Genomic DNA, 24,534 nt, shown 5'->3' on the forward strand with positions numbered 1-24,534 from the left:
GTTTTTCATTTATTACCGTTCTTACTAATTTTTCTGTTCTCGATCTGCAATAAGTTTCGCAATGGCATCCCCATGAAATCGACCATTTTCTATAAAAATTTCATTTGCGTTATTACCAGCAGCAATAACACCTGCAATAAAAATCCCTTCCACATTCGTTTCCATCGTTTCTTCGTTATACAGTGGTCTTCCTGTTTCAGAGTCAATTTCTACACCCATTTTTGTTAAAAAACTGTGATCTGGATGATAACCTGTCATAGCAAAGACAAAATCATTTAAAACCGTATATTCTTCGATTCCCACTGTATATGTGACTGTATGTTCTGTAATTTCTTTTATATGTGCACTAAATTCCATTTTTATCGTTCCTTGCCGCACTAACGCTTCAAATTCTGGTAAAATCCACGGTTTAATACTTGGAGAGTATACTTGACCACGATATAAAACTGTCACACGTGCTCCGCATTTTACAAGCTCTAACGCCGCGTCTATACTTGAATTCTTTCCCCCTATCACGATAACGTCGCGATTAAAATAAGGATGTCCTTCTTTGAAATAATGCATTACTTTTTTTAACTCTTCTCCAGGAACATTCATGTAATTAGGATTGTCATAATATCCAGTTGCAATAATAACATATTTTGCATTGTACCTCTCTCGCTCGCCGTCACCCTTTAACGTTTGAACAAGGAAAGTATCTTCTTCCTTCCGCACTTCTTCTACTCGTTCAAACGCGTTCACACGTACATGTTTCCGTCTCACTACTTCTCGATAATATGCTAATGCTTGATTCCTAACAGGCTTACGATTTTCTGTAATAAATGCTACTCCACCAATTTCTAGTTTTTCACTAGAGGAAAAAAACGTTTGGTGTGTTGGATAATTATAGATTGCATTTACAATATTCCCTTTTTCAATCACAAGTGGATTAATTCCAACATTTTGCATCGCAATCGCTGCCGCTAATCCACACGGCCCGCCACCGATGATAATTGCTATTTCCTTTTGCATGTAAGGCTCAACTCCTAATTTTCTACTCTCTATTCAAATAAACAATTAAAAACAAGAAAAAACCTACTTTCAGCAGTAGGCACCTATCTTCATTGTATTCATTTTTCATATATTTGTCATCTATACGATACGTACATGCGATAGACGTCTGCTAAAAACTGCTTAAAAGGTATACCTTGAATATTTAATACACGTTCCGGGTCAATTTTACGTGTAGGATCAAGTTTTTTATGTGAAACAATGTCTGTCCTTGGATTCAATCCAAAATTATGACACAAATAGGCATGATACCAAGTGAAACGTGTATACGCATCCCAAAAATTTATATTACCACCGTAGCAAAGTTCAACACCAATTGCTGCGCTATTAGCATTGTAACCATATATATCATTATCTATTGGAACGTTGTATCGAACATGATAGGCTACTTCATTGATTGGAATAATCTCAAGTATGGTTTTATCATCAATAAATGTATGAGCTGAAGCTTTCGGTTGCACTTCATTAAAATAATCTCGATTTCCAATCGCATTACTACCTGGATTCCCTGTATCATGACTGACAATAAAGCGAACTTTTGAAAGTGGCAGGCCTGACCTTGAGCTTCCATGTTTAATATAATTTCGCTGTATAGGAAATTTCGCCATTCACATCATCTCCGCTCTTATAGAATAATCTCCCTAATCTTATATGTATTCAGATGATGTGTCCCTATCGCAAACATTATTATGAAAACAGAAAATCCATCATATTTGAAACAAATACCATAAATAATAGCATACTTACCACCACAGTATAGAAACCATAAAACCAAATTTCATCCTGCTTCGTTTCTAAACCAAAAAAACGATTCACTGTATGTAAGAAGGAAGATCCTTTCACATCCTTCTTACGTAAACTTTCAACTCGCTCCACTACATGTGTTGGCATCATAAAACGTTGTTCTGCAGTCGTTTTCATTAAAATCTCTCCTTTATAATTAGCAAATGCTTCCCATCAATGAATAACGAATAAATTTCTCACTGTGGAACTTTCACTTTATTCCCGTTTTTCTATCTAAGGAGAGTATAGCACGAACGTTCTGGCAGAACAAGTGTTCTTTTTTATTTTTTACAAGTTCATGTAACTCACAATCAATACAACGATTGCGCATACACCTACAATGAGTGGACCGATAATAAATATTCCGAATAATAGAGAAGCAAGTGCTTCTCCTAGCAGCTGAAGAGGCGATATTTTTCCTCTAACTTCTTTTCTAAATTCATAATTTGTTGTTCTAATTCAACCACTCGTTTCATTAGATCTACTTGCACTACGCTCCCCCACTTTCCCTTATCACCTTTTCTAAATTGCTTCAACTAACCATCAGTAGAAAAACGAATGCAACTTTCACTTGATCTTGCAATCTAATTACGACAAAAAACCGCAACTTCCTTTGAGGAAATTGCGGTTTTCATAATCAATAATCGGTTTATCCCGCATTAACGGGCAGTAAAACCCCCACCTCAAGATTGAGAGAAAATCGAAGAAGATAGGGGGGATAACTGCCCGTAAAAGCCCGATTGGTTCAACTAACCATCAGTGGTGGGATGAAGAAGCCCCCCGCTGATGGAAGTTTCACTTTATACCCAGCCTCTGAAACGACTTGCTTCTGCCATTTTACGAACCCCAACCATATAAGCTGCTAAACGCATATCCACTTTACGAATTTGCGCTGTTTCGTAAATAGAATCAAACGAGCTTACCATTACTTTTTCTAAACGAGCTTCTACTTCTTCTTCTGTCCAGTAGTAACCTTGGTTATTTTGTACCCACTCAAAGTAAGAAACTGTTACACCGCCAGCACTTGCTAATACGTCTGGAACAAGTAAAATGCCACGTTCTGTTAAAATTTTCGTTGCTTCTAACGTTGTAGGACCGTTTGCTGCTTCTACAACAATTTTCGCTTTAATATTTGCTGCATTTTCTTCTGTAATTTGGTTTTCAATAGCAGCTGGAACTAAAATATCACAATCTAGTTCTAATAACTCTTTATTTGAAATTGTATTATTGAACAATTTCGTTACTGTACCGAAGCTATCACGACGATCTAATAAATAATCAATGTCTAGACCGTTTGGATCATGAAGTGCACCGTAAGCATCTGAAATCGCGATTACCTTTGCTCCCGCATCGTGCATAAACTTCGCTAAGAAGCTACCTGCATTTCCGAATCCTTGTACAACAACACGTGCACCTTTAATATCAATATTACGCTTCTTCGCTGCTTCACGAATACAAATTGTTACACCTTTTGCAGTCGCTGTTTCACGTCCATGAGATCCACCTAATACAAGTGGCTTCCCTGTAATAAATCCAGGTGAATTAAATTCGTCAATGCGGCTATATTCATCCATCATCCATGCCATAATTTGTGAATTTGTAAATACATCTGGAGCTGGAATATCTTTTGTTGGCCCTACAATTTGACTAATTGCTCTTACATAGCCACGGCTTAATCTTTCTAACTCACGGAAAGACATTTCACGTGGATCACAAACGATACCACCTTTACCACCACCGTATGGTAGGTCAACAATACCACATTTCAAGCTCATCCAAATTGAAAGTGCTTTCACTTCATTTTCCGTTACATTCGGATGGAAGCGAATACCACCCTTTGTCGGACCAACAGCATCATTATGCTGAGCGCGATATCCTGTAAATATTTTAACAGTTCCATCATCCATTCGAACTGGAATCTTCACTGTCATCATACGAATCGGTTCTTTAAGTAATTCATATACTTCGTTTGGATAACCCAATTTTTCTAAGGCTTCTTTAATAACAATTTGCGTCGAATTCAACAGTTCAAAATGTTGTTCTCTTTGTTGTGTTTGTGTTTGAGCTCCCTTTTCGGCTACCATAGTAAGTAAACCCCCTGTAATTTCACTTGTTTAGTAAACCTTCATTGCCTAGTATACACTCTTAAAATAGGAATGCAAGAGAAAACGCTAACAAATATATGCAAACGTTTTTTATTTTTGCAAACGTTTTCAATATCATTATAGTATTTATGTTGTTTTTAGAAAAGCGAAATACGTAAAAAGTTAATATTTTTTTATATAATATAATGTTTAAATACTTTATATAAAGAAAACCTCAACTATATCACTTAGCTGAGGTTTTCTTTTGCGATAAAGTATTTGTGGATTTGTTTAATTGCGTCATTCGCCATAAGCTCTTTTCCATATTCCATCATTCGATAAATTGTAATTGTAGAAGAGCTACCAAACTCTGCTAAAATAGCAATCATATCTTCTTTCAATAACGTAGTTGTCTCTTCTTCTAACCATAAATAAAAACGGTCTTGCCAACCATAAAGCTTTCCGCCTGTAACTCCAAGACTATATAAACGCCCAGCTAATGCAATTATATCTTCTAACGAAGTAAATTCGTATAATATATGCTCACTCTCATCAAGAGTAACTTGCATTTCAATAAATTCATCTTGAAATTCTTCTTCCGTATCTAACTCTTGATTTTCTTTTGTAACAATAACAACCATACCTTGTGCCTGTAATGAGAACACTTCCACTGCAATTGGACCATCCGCTTCAAAGCCGAGCTCTTTATTTGCTTCTTGCATCATATCTCGAAATAGTTGTTGTACTTTAGGAGCATTTTTCCATAAATCTTCCTTCGTGAGCCCACGTTCTGACAAATCATCGAACGTTAGAAAGATTTTTATTTTATTATAATTTAAACGTTCCAGCCTCATCCCGTAACCTCCTTACGCAACCGTTGCATCTAATTTTTATTATATGAAACAGAAAATAGATGGTTCTCTTCGAACAACTATTCTGACATTTTTAACCATTCATCCCACTCTTCTGTCGTATCCCCAACAAACAAATTACAAATCTCTTCTTTTTCTTCATTACAAGCAAACCTAAAAGCAAAACCGCTAAGTCCGATAGAAAGATTTTTATATTGCTCATGCAATCTCTTTGCAAGTTGAACACTTGCCATTATATTTTCTTGCATTGTACAAGAAATAAACAGCAATTTAGGATTTACTCGTGTAATTACATCATGAATGCCGGCTTCTTCCATGCCTGTCCCAATATAAATTGTTGGATAACCTTTTCGGCGTAAATATGTTGTAAAAATAAATAATTCGAGAGCTTGTATTTCTCCTGGAACACATATAGAAAGCACCTTCGATGTTCCTGTATTCGCGGGTATACTATAATAAATCGCTCCTATACGTGATTGTAAAAGAGAAATTGCATATTGTTCCTCTGCACTAGTTATTTTTTCATTCAAGCGTTTCTCTCTTAACTTGACCAGTAATTTTATGAACACATCTGTAATCACTTTATCTATAGAAAAAATGCTAAAAGCTTCGTTCAATAATTCGAGAGCTTGTATTTCATCAAATTTTAACAAAGAATACAAGATATCGTCTACTAAAAGTTCTACTTTATTATATTCTTTTTCTAATAAATTGTGATTTTGTAATTGATTATTTTCTAATAAACTTACTGCTTGTCCAATGGTAAAACCTTGATTCAGTTTATTAATAAGCCATTTAAAAATTTGAACATGTTCTTCCGTATATAAACGATGTCCAGCATCATTACGCTTCGGTGTAATGATTTGATATCGCCTTTCCCAAGCCCGCAATGTTCCTGGATGTATCCCGAGCATATTGGAAATGGCTTTAATATTATATTTACCGGTTGAATTTGGCATATATCTTCCCACCTTAAAAAACAGCGTCAATCTTTTCTTCGTAATGTAATCAAATGCGTTTGTGCAGGAGCTCGAAACCGTAATGGTACAAATGTTGTTCCATAACCATTACTTACAAACAAAGTTGTATGTGGATATTCATAAATGCCACCTTTCAAAAAACTTGTAGCATGAAATAACCGAATTTGTCCACCGTGCGTATGACCACTTAGTATACAGGAAATACGTTCCGTTCCATTTAATTTATATAAAATATCAGGATTGTGGCTCACAAGTATGCGGAAGCCCTTTTCTTCGCAATCTGCTAATGCTAAATCTAATCGATCACGCTTCAAACCCACATCATCAACACCTAGTAACCATATTTTTTCTCCAAGCTCCGATTCAAATAAAGTCCCTGTATTGTCTAAAATTTTCACGCCATTTTGAAGAAGTAACGCGTCTAATTCGTGAAAATCAATTTCATAGTCATTATTACCCCAAACAAAATATACTTGTCCAATTTCATTTAACCGTTTAATATTATCAGCTACTCGTGATAAAGGTACTCCTCGTTCCGCTAGATCCCCACCTATAATAACAAGATCTACTTTTCCTTTTACTTTCTGTATTAAAGATTGAGATACCACTCTTCTGTGAATATCTGAAATAAAAAAAATTCGAACTTCTCCAAAACTAATTGGAAAATTCGCAAATGTTATGATGTGCTCTACCAATGTATCACGTATCGCTTCTCTATACATCATAATAAAACAAACAATTACAATACATATAATGAAACAACCTAACACTACCCATGTCATACTCTTTCCCCATCTTTCTTCTTAACAGAATATAACTACATCAATTTATGAAGAGAGAACAATTACTTTCTGTAAAAATAAGATTGATACGACAGAGCAGTTATCCCCCACCTCTCTTCTTCAAATTCCTCATAATCATGAGCTGGGGGGCTTACTGTCTGCGAATAGCAGAATCAAAGTTCCTTTTTACTTGTTCTGTTCTGATTCTGTCTTCTTCGGAATTTTCAACACCTGTCCTGGCTCTAATTCTCCTGCTACTTCATTGTATTTCTTTATAATCGCTATTCCATCTTCGTTCGGAAAATATTTCTTTGCAATCTCTTCCAAAGTTTCTCCTTCTTTTACTGTATGAAACTGAAATGTCTCTGATGAGGATGACTTTGATTCATGATTTGTTTTCTTTTTCGAATTGTAAAAAATAATTTCAAATGCACTATGTTCAGAATCAGCACTTGATTTCCCGTTTTTTTCTACAATATAACGCTCCGTATACCACAAAATCCCAATCGGAAGAAGGATAAACAATACTGTTAAAATCCGAACAAAAAAATGCTTTATTTTAAATTTTGATTTTTTTTCTTTTTTGTCTTTATGAACTTCACTACGCGGCGGTAAACCTTCTATTTCTGTTTGCGTTGACTCTTCCATATTCTCTTCAAACTCTGTTGTCTGCCTCGTCGTCATCTTGGTCACCACCATCTTTCGTTTGATTTCTTAATTGTAACCCCATTATGAAATCGACTAAAAAATGCGCAAAAATTGTAATTAATAAATTCCCTGTATATTGAAACACATAACCAAATACAATACTAATCAGCAATACAAAACAAAATAAAAACGGCTTAGTAATATAGCGAACATGTAAAACGGCAAATACCACACTCGCAAACATTAAACCAAAATATGTTTGTATCACACCACGAAATAAAAATTCTTCTGCTGTTCCAATTAAAAGAGTAACAGCCAACACTTGAAAAACAGACATACCTTGAAACATGCGATCATTGATCCCACCGTCATCAAACCACGATTCGGGAAAAAGATGCATTGCAATATAATCCAACAAAATAATAATACAAGCTACTCCTCCACCTATAAAAAAAACAGATGAAAAATCCCAGGACCACAAATCCCAAAATGTATCCATACTCGGAAAGAATGTATACGCTAATAGTATTCCCACACATATAACAATTGCTTGTGTAATATATAAATTCAGTCGGATTTCTTTTGGGCTTATGTCTTCAATACTTTTCTTGCGTATATCCATCATTCCTTCCCTCTAAATCCGAAAAGCAATTGTAACTCTGTTTCCCAATTATAGTCGAAAATAGGTTGTCTCGCTTGCTTTTTTTTATAATCTTCCATATGAATCCCACAATGATTACAGCAATTTTCCGGCTGTATTTCCTTTGCATATCCAAATTGGGAAAGAATTGCTTCTCTTTTACAATCTGTTCGCCATATCCATTCTTTCATCGTTTCTAGTTGGCCATATTTATTATTAAGCCGCGTTCTCACTTCTGTAATCAATTTCTGCTCAGCCTCATCTGACAAGAATTCAGTCATCAATTGCCTTTGTTGTATGATTTTCATTTTTTCGAAATGATATCGAATAAATCTCCAGTATTGTTCATTTAACCCCGCTGCATTATAGCAAATATCTTCTATATCCTCTAACGATAACGCTTTCGTTTGTGACGTTGTTTCTCGCAATAAAGAAAATAAAAAACGAATTTGTTGTTCATTTGGTAATTCTTCTTCAATAATGGAGAGCGGCAAATCATGATCAAGCGGGCTACATAACAAAATAGCAATGCTCGGTTCTCCATCACGGCCTGCTCGTCCAATTTCTTGTAAATAAGATTCTATATTGATTGGATAATGGAAATGAATAATATATCGTGTATTTTGCTTATTTACTCCCATACCAAATGCACTTGTACAGACAACAATTTGCAGTTGATCGTTCATAAATTGTTGCTGAATTAACATCCGTTCTTCGTGTTCCATTCCCCCGTGATAATATGCAACATCATCAATACCTTGGTCTCTTAAATACGCCGCAAGGCGTTCAGTCCAAGCCCGGCTTGAACAATAAATGACCCCAGGCCCTTGTAAATATTTCACATAAGATAATAATGATTCTTTTTTCTCTTGAATTGTTTCTACAAATTCGATTTTCATAGCGATATTAGGACGATCAATCGAATATAAGTGCTGCTTCACATCTTTCAAATGTAAGCTTTCGATAATATCTTGTAATACTTCTTTCGTAGCTGTCGCTGTTAAAGCTAGAACGGGTGGGTAACCCATTGATGCAATAACTTGATCTAGCTTTTTATAATCTGTTCGAAAATCATATCCCCATTGAGAAATACAATGTGCTTCGTCCACAACAAATAAAGAAATATGAATTTTTCGTAGTTCTTTTAGCAACATATCTGATTGCAACATTTCAGGAGATGCAAATATAAATTTATAGGAACGCAACTGCCGCATCGCTTCTTTTTTTTCTATTATTGTACGAAAGCTATTAAGAGCTATAACTTGATTTTTCACTATATATTTTAATTGTGTAACCTGATCTTCCATTAATGACAATAATGGCGAAACAATCAGTACCGTTCCATCTTGTACAAGACCTGGCAGCTGATAACAAAGCGATTTTCCGCCTCCAGTTGGCAGCATCGCTACAACAGAGTCTCCCTTTAATAAATCTGCAACGACTTCCTTTTGCCCAGGGCGAAATGTTCGGTAGCCAAACCACTGATATAAAATATCTTCAAGTCTCATGTAATCCCCCTACTCGCGCTAATACAAGACGAATCTCAAAATAGGAAACATGCTCTCCGGCTGCTTGTTTTAATATTCGCAGCTTCCGTGTTTGTAACTTCTCAATCATGTTCTGTATTTGCTTCATTTTTTCTTTTTCTATAAATTGCTCCACCTGAAATTCTTTCTCACGTAATGCAATTTCTACAATGTGATCTTCAATTGTTGCAACTTTCAATTTCCTTATCCGCGCAATTTCTTCCATATTTCTTCCTTGTTTCCATAATTGATACGTTTTTTGTGTTGATATACTAAATAAATCTGCTTTTTCATTTGGATACGCAATGATTTCTGTTAACAATGGAAACTGTTGCTTATGATTATGCACTTGTTGAATGATGAAATGAATTGTTCCCCAAAATAAAAAGTATATGCGAAGTGCCTCTTGCTTCATCATATCTCCAAGCTGATTTGTTGTATAACCAATACGTCGGTACCCTGTGAGACGGTACACAAAAATTGTTGCTTCTAAAGAAGTCACATTTTTTAATATTAAACTTATTTCTTTATATAACTGTTGCGCTAAATGTTCTCTTGAAACAGAGGAGCTCATAATAAATCGTTTTACCCATATCGTAATTTCTGTATCTTGTTGAATTGGAGTAAATTTCACATATTGTTGTTGCAAATTTGATACAGTTTGTATAATTAAGGATAATCTTTTCCAAAAACTCTCTCCAAGTTCACCGTATTGCAGGCCATGTAAATGTTTCGGGAAATAGAATGTTTTCTCCCATTCATTTAATTGTTTCTCTCCTACTTCAGATAAAATGTAAGTATTTTCATGTACACATGTAATAAGTTGTGCGTTTAATAATGTTTCAATCTGTTTATCATAATCATGACGTCTTAAAGATTTATATACACCAAATAAAAAAGAAAGATAAAACATATTCCCATCCTGAAATGTTTGTGAAGAACGCTTTCCTTTTAAAAGGTGATAAATGGAAGAAACTGTCCGTTCACCTTTTAATTGCTTTAAACAGTATAGTACAGTATATTGTAGCTGCAATGCCGCTTCCATCCTTTCACTCTACTTCTACTTCCATTGTAACAAAATGCAACTTATTTAGATATTTTAAAAACACCATGAATGACTAAAGAAATTAGTTGACAATTTTAATTGATAAGCATTATCATTATAATTTTGTATTGAAAAGTTATAAAAACCGTTTTACAATAGGATTAGAATTTTTATCAGTGTTTTTTTATACATATTCTCGAGGAGGTAATTCAAAGATGGCAAAATATACAATTGTTGATAAAGATACTTGCATTGCATGTGGAGCTTGCGGAGCTGCTGCACCAGATATTTATGATTACGATGATGAAGGTATTGCATTCGTAACATTAGACGATAACCAAGGTATCGTTGAAATTCCAGACGTATTAATCGATGATATGATGGATGCATTTGAAGGTTGCCCAACAGATTCTATTAAAGTGGCAGACGAAGCATTCGACGGCGACGCATTAAAATTTGAATAGTCTCCAGAAATAACCCTCAAAAAATGAGGGTTATTTTTTTGAGTAAAAAATAATTCCCCTTCTAAACAAATGAAAACCTCTCAGCAATCAGACTTTTACAGAATAAAAAGCATTAGCAGAAAAATATCCACTAATGCCAAATCTTTTATTTATCCCGCTATTCGCGGGCAGTCATACTCCCACCTCAAAATTCGGCGAAAGCATTGTCCAGTTCCAGTGGCTAGAATGTTCGGTGGGAGATAAACTGCTGGCGTGCGCCCAATTGGTGAGGGCTAATAATCAGTGGGGGATGAAGCCCCCCCACTGATTAAAGTTTCACTTTATGCATTTTCCATTTTTGCAAACACCCATACTTTTAATCTAGAAAATAAAGGAACAAAAACAATTGTTACGATAATTCCTTTAATTAAATTAAAAGGTAAAATTGCCACCACAATCATTTGACGCATTGCACCGCTAGACATAGCAGGTTGACCCAAGAACCAAGTGTATGCTGGTAAAATGATGAAATAATTTAGTACACTCATAATAAGTGTCATACAAATTGCACCTAACATCAATCCAGTTGTTAAGCTTTTAATTGTGCGATGTTTACGGAACAAAATAGATGCTGGAAGAATAAAGAGACATCCAGCGATAAAATTCGCCACTTCCCCTACTGGCACTCCCGTTAAATTTCCATGGATGACATAATAAAGAACGTTTTTAATCGCTTCTACAATTACACCTGAAAGCGGTCCAAAAATAATTGCTACAATTAATGCTGGAACATCACTAAAATCAATTTTCAAAAACGGTGGTAACCCTGGAAATGGAAAATCCAACATCATTAGCAAATACGCAATGCTACTTAGCATCGCAATGCTCATCATTTTTACTACACTTTTCTGTTGTTTCATATTTCTCTCTCCTTTTCCATCGATCATCTCATGGAAAGTGGAAAGGTTCTGCTATGCCCAAATATTCTACCATGAAAAAACCCTTTGCATCTGAAACGCAAAGGGAGAAATTTTAGGCACATCAAATAGACGTTCAAGCACTTATCTTTTTTGAACGTTTGAACCTCCATCTTCTCCCATCCAGACTGTACTGTCGGCTTTGGAATCGCACCAAATCCTGCCTTAACGGCTCGCGGGCTTAGAACAAATACATGTGTTCATCACCGCCGGTCGGGATTTTCACCCTGCCCCGAAGATAGACCGATATTCTATTTTCCTCATCATTATACAACAACTTTAAAACAATGTGAATGAAAATGCTTCTTTTTCATTCACATTGTGCAACACTTTCCGCCTCTAAATAGAACAAAACATGACGACTTGTACCCACTTTCTCATTTTGTTTTCATCCCTGCATGTGACAAAAAAGCTCTGACCGTCTCTAATCATATCCAAATCCTCTAGCCTATCTGAAAATACGGGATTTTTTAATTATTATTTATATACTTCTTATTAAACTTTATATAGTCAAATCTTAATAATTGCATGACATTCTAACGACTAGTAAATAATATGACAAAAAAGAACGTTTTTTCGTGTTTGTCCCTTAATGTTGGTAATTCTCTAGCCATTCATATGTGAAAGTGATAATATATGATATTGTTAAGAAAACAGCATTTTCTTACAATGGAGGAAATGTCATGAGTAAAGAAAAAAAACAATCAATTCAAGAAGTTATGAAAAAAAATCTTCGCAAAGAATATTTCTATTTAAAAAAAGAATTACTGTTCTATTGTCCTGTTGACTCAGGAAAATTCTCAAGAGATACATATTATGCTGCCTTTGATAAACACGGAATTAGCATATACCAATATGATAAAAACTCAGACAGTAAACTAAAGCTTTGCGAACGACACCCATGGAAAAGCTGGAAAAAAGTCAAAATCGATCATTATTTAACAAAAAGCCAGTTCGTCTTTCAGGGAGAGCGAAATTGGATCCTTTCTTTGTTTCATCAAGGAAAAAAGGCAGAAAAAATCATTCAAACTAATACATCCTTAGAAATAGAGATTGTTTCTAGACCATTTTTAAAAAAACTGCCAGGTTACCGTTCTAACACAACATTAAATATGTATATTGGAACAATTTGCTACACTGCACTAATTGCGTTTATATTAAAAATTATTGTTCCATTTCCAGTCTTCCAAATCGCCTTGTATTCACTATCCCTCGGCTGTATGTTTCTCGGTCTACTTTGTTTAATTATCGGCCTTATTGAACCTACTATCGTCTTATTTAGAACAGAAGAGAAAACAAGAGCGAAAGTATTTTATTATTATAGCTATTTAGCTATTGCCGGATTTATTTGCCTCTTTATTTTTTGGTAACAAGCGAAAGAGCTAGCCTTCCTAGCTCTTTTTCAATTGATATGTAATTTTTGCGACGGGAAAATATTATCTTTTTGTAAGTGATTTTTCACTTTCAATTCTCCAACAGTTGTGCCAAACTTCTTAGCAATACTCACTAGTGTATCCCCTTTTTGTACAACATATACAGAGGCAGATGCTACCGTATTTTGTTTTTCCCCAAGCATTTGCAACGGATTAACCGCATATGTTTTTGCTATTGTCCAAGACCCTTTATGAATTTCTAAATGTAAGTGCGCACCATTGGATTGTCCTGTATTCCCTACCTGTCCTATTAATTGCCCTTGCAAAATCTCTTCTCCCTCTCTCACAAGTCGTTTATTCATATGTGCATATACAGCTTCATAATCTCTATGTTTAATAAATACAACATGACCGTAACTGTCAGAAAAATAAGATTTCGTTACAACGCCACCTTGCATAGCTACAATTGAAGTGCCTATTGGTGCAGCAATATCAATTCCAAAATGCTTTCCATTTCTCGTTCCAAAGTAATCACTAATACGTCCCTCTACTGGCCACGTCCATTGTTTTTCTTCAGCAGCACCTTCTGCTTGTCCTATAAAAAAAACACAAAAGAAAAACAATATAATCTTTAAAGCTCTCATTGTAAATCCTCCGTTTTCTATAATCGACCACACTTTTTCTATTGTGGTTGATTATAGAAAAAAGTATACAAAAAAAGAAAGAGTCTATTTCTCTTTCTTTTCTACCTCATCTCGAAACACAATCGCACTTCTTTCATATTCTACATCATTTACATGAGAACGAGCATTCACAACTCTCGCAACTGCAAATAAATAATCCGATAATCGATTTACGTATTGTAAAACATGTTCATTTATCTCATCTTGTTTCTTTAAAGAAACGATGCACCGTTCTGCTCTTCTTGTAACAGTACGAGCGATATGAATAATTGCTGCTCCTTCACTACCTCCTGGTAAAACAAAACGTTCCAACGGTGGTGCTTCTTTTATATATACATCAATTCTTTCCTCTAGAAAGGTGATGATATCCTCCGTTACTTTATACGGAACTTTTTTCTTTACAATCGCTAAATCTCCACCGCAATCAAACAACTCATGTTGAATTTTTTCAAGTTCTTGATAAATGTCTAGAAATAATTCACCTTGCAATCGTGACATTGCATGCCCAATAAACGAATTCACCTCATCAAGTGTTCCGTATGCCTCCACACGCAAATCATCTTTATCTACGCGTCCTCCAATAAGACTTGTTCGACCTTTATCTCCTGTTTTTGTATAAAGCTTCATACTTTCCCCCCTTCTCTTATGTATTTTTTACTATACAAATATTCCTGCTACTAACCAAGATGTAGAGAAAATAGACAAGAGATATTTGCCTTGAAAAATTCAATTGGTGCTCATTAAAGAATACAAACCGCACTGCTCACAGTTTCATTTTATGAAAAAAGCTTATCAAAAAGATAAGCTTTTCATCATACTCCTGATGGTAAATAGACAGAGAATGTTGTCCCCTTACCTACTACACTCGACACTGTTATTTTACCCTCATGTCCTCGCACAATATTTTTTGCAATTGCAAGCCCTAAGCCTGTACCACCCGTTTTCCCGCGTGTACGAGCTTTATCTGCTTTATAAAAACGCTCAAATAAGAACGGAATATCCTCTTCTGGAATACCAACTCCAGAATCTGATACTTCGAATACAATTCCGTTATTTTTCTCATCAATTATAAGCGATACTTTACCGCCAGTATTTGTATGCCTCAACGCATTATCAATTAAATTTGTTAACACTTGTTCCATTCGATCAGGATCAAAAGAATGCTGCATTATGGAAGTTCGAAAATCAACTAGTAATTGTACTTCTTTTTCCTTTGCTATCCCTTGAAATTTCCGTGCAATCTTTTCCACAAATGGAACAACATCTACCTCTGATATATGTAATTCTACATGACCGCTCTCCATTCGAGCTAAATCTAATAACTCATTCACAAGACGCCCTAATCGAACAGATTCATCATAAATGATTTGCACAAATTCATGCACTTCTTCTTTCGTCTGAACAATGTCATCTAAAATTGCTTCGCTATATCCTTGCAGCATAACCATCGGTGTACGTAATTCATGCGAGACATTTGCAATAAAATCTTTTCGCATTTTTTCAAGACGGCGCTCTTCTGTCATATCACGAAGTACCGCAACAGCCCCTCGAATCTTTGTCTGATTGTATAGCGGTGTCATCAATACAACATAATTTCCTTTTTCTAAATTAATTTCCACAACTTGCTCTTGTTCACTTTCTACAACTAAATGGAATAATTCAACAAGCTCAGATGGTAAACTTACGCTTAACTCTATCTCTTTTTCTTCATGCCATACTTGTAAGAAACGCTCCGCTGGCGGATTAATTACTACAACTTCTCCTTCTTGATTTAACGTAATAACACCATCGGCCATACTACTTAAAATGCTAGAAAGCTGTTCTTTTTCTTGCTGCAGGGCATTCATATTAAACTTCAATTGTTTCCCCATTTGATTTAAAGCTGTTGCCAATTCACCGATTTCATCTTGCGAAACCATTGGTACCTTTGCATCAAACTTCCCGCGCGCTACTTCAAAAGCTACTTCACGCATTTTACGCAGCGGTGCTGTAATTCGAGTTGATAAGAAAAACGCAAAGAATGTTGTTAAAATAATTGCAATTCCCGCAGATAAAAAGATAAAATCTGTCGATTTCTCTATTCCCTGTTTTGGTACTTGTAACGATTGATATACAAAAACTGCACCATCTTTTGATGACTTTAACGGAACACCAACGACCATAATATCATTTTCATGATTTTTTTTGTTTTTTTCATCTGGGACGCTTTTTATTTTTTGAACCTTTTTACGTTCTGTAAATACAGCTTGTAACTCTTTGTCATGTTTTAAATCATCTAATGTTAATGTTACCAACCCTCGTTGAGTCGGAGATGCAGATACTTTATCATCCTCTTTGATAATAATAATCCGCGAAAGCGGGTCAGCGAATTTATATGCGATATGTTCTATCGTCTTCTCATCCGCCCCCTCTTCTATTAATTCAGAAACGCTCGTCGCAACATTTGTCAGCCTTGTTTCTCCCATCGTTACATAATAATTGTCGAAAAACTGAGAAAGTAAAATAGCGACAAATCCCAGTACGAAAGAAACAAGGAGTAAAATGGTCATCCATAACTTCCCAACAACACTTTTCCAAAGCATCAATCGTTCACAACCTCAAACTTGTAACCAACACCCCATACTGTTACAATCATTTTCGCTGCATTTGCTGATTTTTTACTTAATTTCTCACGTAAACGCTTTACGTGCGTATCAACCGTACGTAAATCACCGAAAAATTCATACTGCCATACTTCTTTTAATAATTGTTCACGGTCAAACACTTTATCTGGTGCCTTCGCTAAAAATAGTAATAATTCATATTCTTTTGGTGTTAAATTCACTTCTTCTCCATCCGCTGTAACACGATGTGCATCATTATCAATTGTTAAGTGCGGGAATACAGTAACATCTTTTGTTGTTGTATCTTGCGTAAAGAATGTTGTTGTAACAGAACGACGGAGTACAGCTTTTACACGCAACACAACTTCACGTGGGCTAAACGGCTTTACGATATAATCATCTGTGCCCACTTCAAATCCTTGCACTCGATTTATTTCTTCTCCTTTTGCCGTTAACATAATAATTGGCGTTGCCTTTTTCTCACGAATCCCTTTACAAACTTCAATACCATCTTTTCCAGGCATCATAATGTCTAAAAGAATAAGATCATAATCATTTTGCAATGCTTTTTCTAAAGCCGTTTCTCCATTGTCAGCTTCATCAATGATGTACTGCTCTCTCTCTAAATACATTTTTAACAAACGACGGATACGATCTTCATCATCTACAATTAAAATCTTTAGTTCATTTTCCATGGCTATCCGCTGTACACATATACGTCACAACGGTTCACACCTACCTTTCTTCAATACAGTCAAACTTCCCTTATGAGAATTAGTTAAATTAATAGGACACATGCTAGCCGTAATTTCCTGTTAAAGTGAAATAACTTTTCACAAACAAACCTCGCCACGATTGGAAAGTTCACCTTTGCATTATGTTTCACACAAATAACAAAATATGTTCATATTTTTCCCGAAAATATGTATTTTCTCTGAACTATACAAGTTGTCCTCGACATCATTTTACAAAATCACTCCATACTTTGTCATGTTTTTCTCAAAAAAGAAAAGAAATTAACAAAATTAAAATAGGAAAGTGACAGTCACCTTCCTATTTTATACCGCAATAATGAACTACACAATAAAATTCGTTGCACTCCAATACTTGTTATGCATACGAATGCAAACCTGCAATCACTAAGTTTACTACTACAAAGTTAAACATAATAATTGCAAAGCCTATTACTGCAAGCCACGCTGATTTTTCACCATGCCACCCTTTCGATAAACGTAAATGTAAAAACGCTGCATAAAAGAGCCAAGTAATAAGTGCCCAAACCTCTTTTGGATCCCATCCCCAAAAACGCGTCCATGCAATTTGTGCCCATATCATCGCAAATATTAATGCACCTAATGTAAAGACTGGGAATCCGATTGCGACAGAGCGATATCCGATTTCATCAAGTAATTCACTATCAACTTTCTTTACTGCAGGTTGTATCGCTGCGGCTATTCGTTTTCGTAAAATTAATCTTAGGAGAATATAGAGCCCCGTTCCTACAAATACTGACCAAATCACAGTGTTTAATTTTTTCGCATTGATAATAGCTGGAGTTTCTATTACTGGCTCAGATTTATTAGCTGTAACTAACTTTCCTTCATGAGGGCCGACTAAAGCAGGTAAATTATATACCATTTCTGCTTTCTGCTCATCTTTATTCACCCATTGAAACTTCGCTTCATACTTTGCACTTGAAAAAGCAGTTGTCGCTACTATAAATCCAATTACACAAACAAGCGAAAAAATAACTGCTTCGAGCCAAAATGTTTGCTTGCTTTTTTTTGACTGATCTACATTTTTTAGTAAATATATAACACCAGTAATAAAACTAATCGATAAAATAGCTTGCCCAGCCGCTGCTGTTGTTACATGAATATGAAGCCAGTTACTTTTTAATGATGGAATAAGCGGTGTAATTTCTCTTGGAAACATACTTGCATAGGCTATTAGTAAAATAGCAACTGGAAGTGCAAATAAGCCAAGTATACTTGTCCGATACATAAAATAAATAATAATAAACGCACCGACCATCATCATCCCAAAAAATGTCCCAAACTCAAAAAAATTACTAACCGGTGCATGTCCTGATGCAATCCATCTCGTTATAAAATAAACTGTCTGAGCAGCAAAGCCTAAAATTGTGATGGTGATCCCGATGTTTGCCCACTTTCGCCCTTTTTCTTTAATCGCTCCCCCAAAGAACAGTGTTGCAATTAAATACAATACGAAAGCAGTAAATAAGAAATTACTACTTATTTCGACCATACTCTCTCCCCACCTTAACTAATTTTTTTCTCATTTACTTTATCATTTGGCTGCGGGATATTTGTCCCTTCTAGCACTTTTTCAATCTCTTTTCGTAAACCATACCAATTTTTATTTGTATGACCAGCAATCCACCATTCATTATCAACACGCTGCACCCAAATACGACGATGATTCCAATACATCCCCTGAATGACGCCTACCATAAAAATAAAGCCTCCTAAAGCGATCACCCAAAGTGTTAAATCTTTCCGGACAGTAAGCGCTGTAACGTTGCGCGTTTCGATACCTGCAAAAGACATTTTATATAAGTTGTTGCCTTCAGGCTCTATATTTTGTCGAATGCCAACAAAACTCACTTCTCCATTTGGCGTTTCAGGCGTAAGCATTTTAAAGACAAAAGCAGGGTTGTTAGGAAGCTTGGTTTTTGTATTTGGCTTTCCACCTTCATCAAAGTAAAAGTCAGGAAAATAACTTAACAAATGTAGAGAATACCCATTTCCTAAATCGTATGTTTCTTTTGGATTTGCTAAATCAACTGTAATCGGACCCCATTTTTGACCGCCTTCTTTCTTTTGTAAAAAGAAAGACATTTTACTTAATTCACCTTCTTTAAAATCGATTTGGTATAAAGCATAGTCATCAAATTTAAGAGGGTCATTTACTCGAATGTTATAGTCTTTCACTTTCTCAAGCTTCGGCTCTTCACCAGCCACATTTTTCCCAACTACTTTATACAAAACAGCATTTGTTTGAAAATTTTTCGCAATCATCTTATTTCCAACTCGATCAATCGCATCATTAAACACTTCATTTTCTTTACTTTTATCATAAACTTCTTTAATAAATTTTTCATTTTTCAAATAATACTTTCCGTCTGTTCCAGGAATTTCTTTCGTTTCACCTTCACGAAGCCAAAGTGATGCATCTACATACATACCTGGGACAAAACGAAGCATTGTTCCAAATAAGAAAATGATAAGACCAATATGATTAACATATGGGCCCCAGCGTGAAAAACGACCTTTTTCTGCTAGAATATTATCCCCTTCCACTTGAATTTTGTATTTCCTCTTTTTCAAGTTCTCTTTCATACATTCAATCTCTTCTTTTGTCGCGAGCGCTGTTCCATATAATCGCTGTCTTTTTAAAAAACTTGGATGTCTTGTTACTCTTTGTTTTTTCAGCGCTTTATATAAAGGAACAACGCGATCTAAACTGCATATAACTAGAGAGATTCCAATAGATGCCACTAAAATCATATACCACCAGGAACTATATAAGTTATTAAACCCTAATTGATAATACAATTTCCCAAGGAAACCATACTGCTGTTCATAATATTCTCCTGGCGTGACAGTTGGTGGAATATACATTTCTTGCGGGAATATCGTTCCAATTCCAGACGCGATAAGTGTAATAACAATAAGCCATATTCCAACTTTTACGGAAGAAAAAAAGCTCCAAATTTTATCTACCACTGTTTTGGTATGCGTAATAGAACGCCGCGCACTTCCTTCATATCGCATATCTAGTAATTTTGCATCCTGCTCATCTTCAAAAGGCTTTCCGCAAGCTTCACAAAAAATTGTACCGATTGGGTTTACGTGACCACAATCACATTTTACCTGTCCCAAATTTTTCACCGCCTTTTTTTATTTCTATGTATCTATGTTTTACAGATGAATTAACTAAATACTCAGAAATTTTAAGATAAATACTAAAAATCCTTGTACAGCACCTCCACTAGAGAAGAGTACGAATAGATTTTCCATACTCTTCTCATCTATGGAGTAATTTTCTTTAAGTATTCTTCCATTTGTTCTTTCGATTGTGTACCTGTAATTTTTTCGATAACCTTGCCATCCTTATCAATTAAAAACGTTGTCGGCAGCGGTCCTACACCATATGTATTTAAAATTTCTTGTCCTTTATCAATGGCTACAGGAAATTTCAGTCCGTACCCACTCACAAAATTTTTCACAGCGAGTTCCGTTTCGTCTGCATCTAATGCCAATATTTCAACACCTTTTTCCTTATATTTCGGATACAGTTCATTCATATATGGCATTTCTTTCTCGCAAGGTTTACACCATGTTCCCCAGAAATTTAAAAATACTCCTTTTCCTTTCAATTCTTTTAACGTAATCTTTTTACCTTCTAAATCCGTAGCAACGAAGTTTGGTGCTTCTTTTCCTACTTGCACTTTCTCTTTGTCAACAAAAAAGTTTTGATATAGCGTAAACCCTAACGCCCCTCCTAATATGAGCAAAATAATTACACGAAACAATAGTCTATTTTTCTTCACGATGTCTCTCCTTCCTTAACTGAATAAAGAAGTTTAGCACATACTAAACTTTTCTATGTATTCACTTCTATCAGCAAAGATCTCTTTACTGATAGAAGCTCTAATATCCTATACTCCGTACTATCTCGGTTTCGTTGAAGCAAGAGCACGAAGTTGTTTTACTTCATGAGGAGATAGTTCTCTCGCATCCCCTGGGCGTAAATTACCTAACTCTAAGAAGGCATAACGCTCCCGCTTTAATTTCATCACCTTACATCCAACTGCTTCAAACATTCTACGTACTTGGCGATTTCTTCCCTCATGAATCGTCAATTGTACAATTGCAATCTCTTTACGCTTGTCCCAAGAAAGGATTTTCACACGTGCAGGCGCCGTCTTTCCTTCTTCTAGCATAACACCTTTTTCTAACATACGAATTTTTTCACCAGTTAGCGGACCTTTTACTTTTGCAACATATGTTTTTTCAACCTTATACTTTGGATGCATTAAAATGTTCGCAAATTCTCCGTCATTTGTCATTAATATTAAACCAGATGTATCATAGTCTAATCGGCCAATCGGAAACAGACGCTGTGGAATATCCACAAAGAAATCTGTCACCACTTTTCTTCCTTTATCATCTGTTACGCTCGAAATAACACCCGTTGGTTTATATAATAAAAAGTAAGCAGGCGTTTCTTTTTCGAGAGGAATGTTGTTTACTTCAACTTTATCTTGCGCACTCACTTTCGTTCCTAGTTCGGTCACGACTTTTCCGTTAACCTTAACTTTACCTTGTTGAATGAGTTCTTCTGCCTTTCTTCTCGATGCAATTCCTGCTTGCGCTATTACCTTTTGTAGTCGTTCCATTTCGCTTCTTCACCTCAAATTCATCTTACCTTCATTAGAAGGACTTGGCAACTGTCTAGCCTTAATGACAATTACCCTTACTTACCGTAAACACCATCGCCACCTTTATAAGCTAATAAAGGAATAAAATACATTTTTCTTCTTTATTATGATTTACTCCCTTCCATTTGCTTACAATAAATGTTCACGATTTTGTCAAAAACAATCCATAAAAAAGCCACTATTAAGCACATTCTTAATAGTGGCTGTATCCGTATTATAGTCTAATTTGAATTAAAAATGAATCATTATTACTGAAACATAAGTGAAACAAATACAATTGAGCACACAATCCCAATTAAATCAGCAAATAAGCCTACCTTTAAAGCATCGCCCATTTTCCGAATCCCAACCGCTCCAAAATAAACTGTTAAAATATAAAAGGTTGTATCTGTACTTCCTTGCATCGTAGACGCAAGTCTCCCAATAAACGAATCTGGTCCATATGTGGCAATTAAATCCGTTGTAATACTTAGCCCTGCTGATCCAGAAATAGGGCGAATAAGGGCAAGCGGAACAATTTCTGCTGGCACATGGATAGCATCTAACATTGGTTTCATTACGTGTATCATTGCATCTAACGCGCCTGAAGCCCGAAAAATTGAAATAGAAACGAGCATACCGACCATAAATGGTAAAATAGATACAGCAATTTGAATTCCTTCTTTCCCGCCTTCTACAAATGATTCATACGTCGGTACTTTTTTTATCGTCCCATATAATAGAATAAATCCAATCACACATGGAATCACCCATAAAGAAATCGTATTAACGAGACTCATTTTTTCTTCCCCTTTCTACATCTTCTTCGGTAAAAATAACGATCAATCCAAATCGCTCCAATCATAGATAAAACCTGAGCGATAAACGTTACGCCTACAATTTCAGTTGGATTTGCAGAATGATACGTCATCCGAATCGAAATAACAGTAGTGGGAATAAGTGTAATAGCTGATGTATTTAAAGCAAGAAATGTTATCATAGAACGGCTCGCAAAGTCTCTTCCTCCATTTAACTCTTTTAAATGTTCCATTGCTTTAATCCCAAGCGGTGTGGCTGCATTTCCTAATCCAAAAAAGTTTGCCATCATATTAGATAAAATGAAACCCAGTGCTGGATGATTCTTCGGCACTTCTGGAAACAGTTTTTTTACAAGGGGCATAAACAGCGCAACAAGTTTCTTTAGTAGTCCAGCTTCCTCGGCAATCTTCATTAAACCAAGCCAAAAAACAAGAACACTAATCAGTCCGATACAAATGGTTACAGCATTTTTTGAACCTTCGAAAACCGCTTTATTCACTTCGTCCATCGTTCCATTAAACATTGCATATACAATACCAATTAACGCCATCGCAACCCATATAATATTAACCATCTATTTCCACACCTAACATATGAGAAAATACTTCCTGAAAATCTCTCCAAAACAAACCTGTAGTCACAATAAGTTTTCGTTTACTATAAAATAGGTTACGCTCTCCAATTTCTTCTTCATTTAAATAAGCGACGACACGCCCTACTTTCTCTCCATCTATCAGCTTGGCCGTTTTATCAAATTCAATTTTTAATGTAACCTTTTTAGCCTCTTCTTCCGTTAGCGGCACTAATAAATCATTTTTCGTGTATATATGATTTGTATACTTTTTGTCTTGCAGTTCAGATAGGGGACCCTTCGCTACTACTGTAGTTGCTGCATATTGTTTAAACCCCTCATTAAATAAATACATATGATCATCCCAATCACTTGAAGCTTGCAATGTTACAACAATTAAATCTAGTCCATCCTTTGATGCGGTTGTTACAAGTGTTCGCCCTGCCTTTTTCGTAAATCCAGTTTTCCCTCCTGTTGCATACTCGTACATAGAAGTTACAAGCTTATGTTTATTTTTCCATGGATAGTCCCATACTTTAGACTGATACGTTTTCGTTCCAAAAATCTTACGAAATGTCTCTTTTTCCATGGCATACCTTGTTAACAGTGCCATATCATATGCTGAAGAAACATGTGTCCCATCTCCGTCTAAACCATGTGGATTAGAAAAATGCGTATCCTTCATTCCAATTTGGGCTGCTTTTTCATTCATTAAATATACGAATCCATCTATACTCCCGCCAACATATTCTGCAATTGCCTGAGCTGCATCATTTCCAGAGCGCAGCATTAAACCATATACTAAATCTTCTAGGGGTACTTTCTGTCCTGGTTTTAAGTAAATAGCTGATCCTTCCACACGAACTGCAGTATTACTAATGGGTACCTTTTCTTTCATTTTCCCTGATTCGACCGCTAAAAGTGCGGTCATAATTTTTGTAATACTTGCGATTTTTTCAGATTCATGCTCTAACTTTCCATATAATACACGCCCCGAATGTTGCTCCATCAACACAGCATTACGTGCACTAACATTATTCATTTGCGCATATGTATCACGTGGCAACATATTTGCACATATTAGAATAAGTGCAATCACGATCCATCTTCTTCGCATATATTCACGTCCTTTTTGACACTTTTTGTACAAGTGTATGCTTGGACCTTTAAAATATGAATGGAAGTTGATAGGGTGGCAACTGGATAAGA

26 protein-coding genes and 1 riboswitch are annotated in these 24,534 nt (G+C 35.6%); of the genes, 2 read left to right on the forward strand and 24 right to left on the reverse strand.

The window, feature by feature from the left end; genetic code table 11:
• Nucleotides 1-24: 24 nt before the first annotated feature.
• The 12 genes from PLX19_RS15315 to PLX19_RS15370 all read right to left on the reverse strand — a co-directional run bounded on the left by PLX19_RS15315 (nt 25) and on the right by PLX19_RS15370 (nt 10,398).
• Complete coding sequence (locus tag PLX19_RS15315; RefSeq protein ID WP_272189544.1) at nt 25-1,011, reverse strand: YpdA family putative bacillithiol disulfide reductase; 987 nt, start codon at nt 1,009-1,011, stop codon at nt 25-27.
• 116 nt (nt 1,012-1,127) lie between these two features.
• Nucleotides 1,128-1,658, reverse strand: a complete 531-nt coding sequence (locus PLX19_RS15320) for a peptidoglycan recognition protein family protein (protein WP_272189545.1) — start codon at nt 1,656-1,658, stop codon at nt 1,128-1,130.
• 79 nt (nt 1,659-1,737) lie between these two features.
• Nucleotides 1,738-1,971 carry a DUF3961 domain-containing protein gene (locus PLX19_RS15325; protein WP_272189546.1) on the reverse strand — a complete coding sequence of 78 codons (234 nt, stop codon included), beginning with the start codon at nt 1,969-1,971 and terminating at the stop codon, nt 1,738-1,740.
• Between the two features lie 254 nt (nt 1,972-2,225).
• Entirely contained in the window at nt 2,226-2,369 is a 144-nt protein-coding gene (locus tag PLX19_RS15330; RefSeq protein WP_272189547.1) for a hypothetical protein, read from the reverse strand.
• 264 nt (nt 2,370-2,633) lie between these two features.
• Nucleotides 2,634-3,917, reverse strand: a complete 1,284-nt coding sequence (gene gudB, locus PLX19_RS15335; protein WP_272189549.1) for an NAD-specific glutamate dehydrogenase — start codon at nt 3,915-3,917, stop codon at nt 2,634-2,636.
• A 248-nt stretch (nt 3,918-4,165) separates the two neighbouring features.
• The gene (locus PLX19_RS15340; protein ID WP_272189550.1) at nt 4,166-4,771 is read right to left on the reverse strand and encodes a genetic competence negative regulator; all 606 of its coding nucleotides are present in this window, start codon (nt 4,769-4,771) and stop codon (nt 4,166-4,168) included.
• A 77-nt stretch (nt 4,772-4,848) separates the two neighbouring features.
• Entirely contained in the window at nt 4,849-5,748 is a 900-nt protein-coding gene (locus tag PLX19_RS15345; RefSeq protein ID WP_272189551.1) for a MerR family transcriptional regulator, read from the reverse strand.
• A 26-nt stretch (nt 5,749-5,774) separates the two neighbouring features.
• Nucleotides 5,775-6,551, reverse strand: coding sequence for a metallophosphoesterase (locus tag PLX19_RS15350; protein WP_272189553.1), 777 nt, complete (start codon nt 6,549-6,551; stop codon nt 5,775-5,777).
• 186 nt (nt 6,552-6,737) lie between these two features.
• Entirely contained in the window at nt 6,738-7,235 is a 498-nt protein-coding gene (locus PLX19_RS15355; RefSeq protein ID WP_272189554.1) for a LysM peptidoglycan-binding domain-containing protein, read from the reverse strand.
• A complete protein-coding gene (locus PLX19_RS15360) occupies nt 7,207-7,821 on the reverse strand; it encodes a CPBP family intramembrane glutamic endopeptidase (RefSeq protein ID WP_272189555.1) in 615 nt (204 codons plus the stop codon). The genes PLX19_RS15355 and PLX19_RS15360 overlap by 29 nt, the downstream gene beginning before the upstream one ends.
• Nucleotides 7,821-9,347, reverse strand: a complete 1,527-nt coding sequence (locus PLX19_RS15365) for a RecQ family ATP-dependent DNA helicase (RefSeq protein WP_272189556.1) — start codon at nt 9,345-9,347, stop codon at nt 7,821-7,823. The genes PLX19_RS15360 and PLX19_RS15365 overlap by 1 nt, the downstream gene beginning before the upstream one ends.
• Entirely contained in the window at nt 9,337-10,398 is a 1,062-nt protein-coding gene (locus PLX19_RS15370; protein ID WP_272189731.1) for a helix-turn-helix domain-containing protein, read from the reverse strand. The genes PLX19_RS15365 and PLX19_RS15370 overlap by 11 nt, the downstream gene beginning before the upstream one ends.
• Nucleotides 10,399-10,625: 227 nt before the next feature.
• Between PLX19_RS15370 and PLX19_RS15375 the strand changes: the two genes are divergently transcribed.
• Complete coding sequence (locus PLX19_RS15375; protein ID WP_017152544.1) at nt 10,626-10,874, forward strand: ferredoxin; 249 nt, start codon at nt 10,626-10,628, stop codon at nt 10,872-10,874.
• 320 nt (nt 10,875-11,194) lie between these two features.
• On the opposite strand, the gene PLX19_RS15380 is transcribed toward PLX19_RS15375, so the two are convergent.
• A complete protein-coding gene (locus tag PLX19_RS15380; RefSeq protein WP_272189559.1) occupies nt 11,195-11,773 on the reverse strand; it encodes an ECF transporter S component in 579 nt (192 codons plus the stop codon).
• A gap of 164 nt (nt 11,774-11,937) precedes the next feature.
• Nucleotides 11,938-12,074, reverse strand: a riboswitch (FMN riboswitch).
• Between the two features lie 439 nt (nt 12,075-12,513).
• Between PLX19_RS15380 and PLX19_RS15385 the strand changes: the two genes are divergently transcribed.
• The gene (locus tag PLX19_RS15385; protein ID WP_272189560.1) at nt 12,514-13,200 is read left to right on the forward strand and encodes a hypothetical protein; all 687 of its coding nucleotides are present in this window, start codon (nt 12,514-12,516) and stop codon (nt 13,198-13,200) included.
• A gap of 32 nt (nt 13,201-13,232) precedes the next feature.
• Here the strand turns inward: PLX19_RS15385 and PLX19_RS15390 are convergent, their stop codons facing one another.
• The 11 genes from PLX19_RS15390 to PLX19_RS15440 all read right to left on the reverse strand — a co-directional run bounded on the left by PLX19_RS15390 (nt 13,233) and on the right by PLX19_RS15440 (nt 24,442).
• Nucleotides 13,233-13,847, reverse strand: a complete 615-nt coding sequence (locus tag PLX19_RS15390; protein WP_272189562.1) for a peptidoglycan DD-metalloendopeptidase family protein — start codon at nt 13,845-13,847, stop codon at nt 13,233-13,235.
• An 84-nt stretch (nt 13,848-13,931) separates the two neighbouring features.
• Nucleotides 13,932-14,513 carry a cob(I)yrinic acid a,c-diamide adenosyltransferase gene (locus PLX19_RS15395; RefSeq protein WP_272189563.1) on the reverse strand — a complete coding sequence of 194 codons (582 nt, stop codon included), beginning with the start codon at nt 14,511-14,513 and terminating at the stop codon, nt 13,932-13,934.
• A gap of 185 nt (nt 14,514-14,698) precedes the next feature.
• On the reverse strand, nt 14,699-16,435 hold the full coding sequence (locus PLX19_RS15400; RefSeq protein ID WP_272189732.1) for an ATP-binding protein: 1,737 nt from the start codon (nt 16,433-16,435) through the stop codon (nt 14,699-14,701).
• Between the two features lie 32 nt (nt 16,436-16,467).
• Nucleotides 16,468-17,184 carry a DNA-binding response regulator ResD gene (resD, locus tag PLX19_RS15405; protein ID WP_272189565.1) on the reverse strand — a complete coding sequence of 239 codons (717 nt, stop codon included), beginning with the start codon at nt 17,182-17,184 and terminating at the stop codon, nt 16,468-16,470.
• Nucleotides 17,185-17,599: 415 nt separating this feature from the next.
• Nucleotides 17,600-18,757 carry a c-type cytochrome biogenesis protein CcsB gene (ccsB, locus tag PLX19_RS15410; protein WP_272189567.1) on the reverse strand — a complete coding sequence of 386 codons (1,158 nt, stop codon included), beginning with the start codon at nt 18,755-18,757 and terminating at the stop codon, nt 17,600-17,602.
• A 14-nt stretch (nt 18,758-18,771) separates the two neighbouring features.
• Complete coding sequence (resB, locus tag PLX19_RS15415) at nt 18,772-20,394, reverse strand: cytochrome c biogenesis protein ResB (RefSeq protein WP_272189568.1); 1,623 nt, start codon at nt 20,392-20,394, stop codon at nt 18,772-18,774.
• Between the two features lie 149 nt (nt 20,395-20,543).
• A complete protein-coding gene (gene resA, locus PLX19_RS15420) occupies nt 20,544-21,065 on the reverse strand; it encodes a thiol-disulfide oxidoreductase ResA (protein WP_272189570.1) in 522 nt (173 codons plus the stop codon).
• Between the two features lie 120 nt (nt 21,066-21,185).
• Nucleotides 21,186-21,914 carry a 23S rRNA pseudouridine(2605) synthase RluB gene (gene rluB / locus PLX19_RS15425; protein WP_272189571.1) on the reverse strand — a complete coding sequence of 243 codons (729 nt, stop codon included), beginning with the start codon at nt 21,912-21,914 and terminating at the stop codon, nt 21,186-21,188.
• A 290-nt stretch (nt 21,915-22,204) separates the two neighbouring features.
• On the reverse strand, nt 22,205-22,735 hold the full coding sequence (spmB, locus tag PLX19_RS15430; protein WP_098915351.1) for a spore maturation protein SpmB: 531 nt from the start codon (nt 22,733-22,735) through the stop codon (nt 22,205-22,207).
• Complete coding sequence (locus tag PLX19_RS15435) at nt 22,732-23,328, reverse strand: nucleoside recognition domain-containing protein (protein WP_272189572.1); 597 nt, start codon at nt 23,326-23,328, stop codon at nt 22,732-22,734. The genes spmB and PLX19_RS15435 overlap by 4 nt, the downstream gene beginning before the upstream one ends.
• A complete protein-coding gene (locus PLX19_RS15440) occupies nt 23,321-24,442 on the reverse strand; it encodes a D-alanyl-D-alanine carboxypeptidase family protein (protein WP_272189573.1) in 1,122 nt (373 codons plus the stop codon). The genes PLX19_RS15435 and PLX19_RS15440 overlap by 8 nt, the downstream gene beginning before the upstream one ends.
• Nucleotides 24,443-24,534: the final 92 nt, after the last annotated feature.

Source organism: Bacillus sp. BP-3, assembly GCF_028401955.1.
Lineage (GTDB): Bacteria > Bacillota > Bacilli > Bacillales > Bacillaceae_G > Bacillus_A.

Coding starts and splice junctions, on each gene's coding strand:
- PLX19_RS15315 (WP_272189544.1), bottom strand. CDS start 1,011: ATGCAAAAGGAAATAGCAATTATCATCGGTGGCGGGCCGTGTGGATTA.
- PLX19_RS15320 (WP_272189545.1), bottom strand. CDS start 1,658: ATGGCGAAATTTCCTATACAGCGAAATTATATTAAACATGGAAGCTCA.
- PLX19_RS15325 (WP_272189546.1), bottom strand. CDS start 1,971: ATGAAAACGACTGCAGAACAACGTTTTATGATGCCAACACATGTAGTG.
- gudB (WP_272189549.1), bottom strand. CDS start 3,917: ATGGTAGCCGAAAAGGGAGCTCAAACACAAACACAACAAAGAGAACAA.
- PLX19_RS15340 (WP_272189550.1), bottom strand. CDS start 4,771: ATGAGGCTGGAACGTTTAAATTATAATAAAATAAAAATCTTTCTAACG.
- PLX19_RS15345 (WP_272189551.1), bottom strand. CDS start 5,748: ATGCCAAATTCAACCGGTAAATATAATATTAAAGCCATTTCCAATATG.
- PLX19_RS15350 (WP_272189553.1), bottom strand. CDS start 6,551: ATGACATGGGTAGTGTTAGGTTGTTTCATTATATGTATTGTAATTGTT.
- PLX19_RS15355 (WP_272189554.1), bottom strand. CDS start 7,235: ATGACGACGAGGCAGACAACAGAGTTTGAAGAGAATATGGAAGAGTCA.
- PLX19_RS15360 (WP_272189555.1), bottom strand. CDS start 7,821: ATGGATATACGCAAGAAAAGTATTGAAGACATAAGCCCAAAAGAAATC.
- PLX19_RS15365 (WP_272189556.1), bottom strand. CDS start 9,347: ATGAGACTTGAAGATATTTTATATCAGTGGTTTGGCTACCGAACATTT.
- PLX19_RS15375 (WP_017152544.1), top strand. CDS start 10,626: ATGGCAAAATATACAATTGTTGATAAAGATACTTGCATTGCATGTGGA.
- PLX19_RS15380 (WP_272189559.1), bottom strand. CDS start 11,773: ATGAAACAACAGAAAAGTGTAGTAAAAATGATGAGCATTGCGATGCTA.
- PLX19_RS15385 (WP_272189560.1), top strand. CDS start 12,514: ATGAGTAAAGAAAAAAAACAATCAATTCAAGAAGTTATGAAAAAAAAT.
- PLX19_RS15390 (WP_272189562.1), bottom strand. CDS start 13,847: ATGAGAGCTTTAAAGATTATATTGTTTTTCTTTTGTGTTTTTTTTATA.
- PLX19_RS15395 (WP_272189563.1), bottom strand. CDS start 14,513: ATGAAGCTTTATACAAAAACAGGAGATAAAGGTCGAACAAGTCTTATT.
- PLX19_RS15400 (WP_272189732.1), bottom strand. CDS start 16,435: ATGACCATTTTACTCCTTGTTTCTTTCGTACTGGGATTTGTCGCTATT.
- resD (WP_272189565.1), bottom strand. CDS start 17,184: ATGGAAAATGAACTAAAGATTTTAATTGTAGATGATGAAGATCGTATC.
- ccsB (WP_272189567.1), bottom strand. CDS start 18,757: ATGGTCGAAATAAGTAGTAATTTCTTATTTACTGCTTTCGTATTGTAT.
- rluB (WP_272189571.1), bottom strand. CDS start 21,914: ATGGAACGACTACAAAAGGTAATAGCGCAAGCAGGAATTGCATCGAGA.
- spmB (WP_098915351.1), bottom strand. CDS start 22,735: ATGAGTCTCGTTAATACGATTTCTTTATGGGTGATTCCATGTGTGATT.
- PLX19_RS15435 (WP_272189572.1), bottom strand. CDS start 23,328: ATGGTTAATATTATATGGGTTGCGATGGCGTTAATTGGTATTGTATAT.
- PLX19_RS15440 (WP_272189573.1), bottom strand. CDS start 24,442: ATGCGAAGAAGATGGATCGTGATTGCACTTATTCTAATATGTGCAAAT.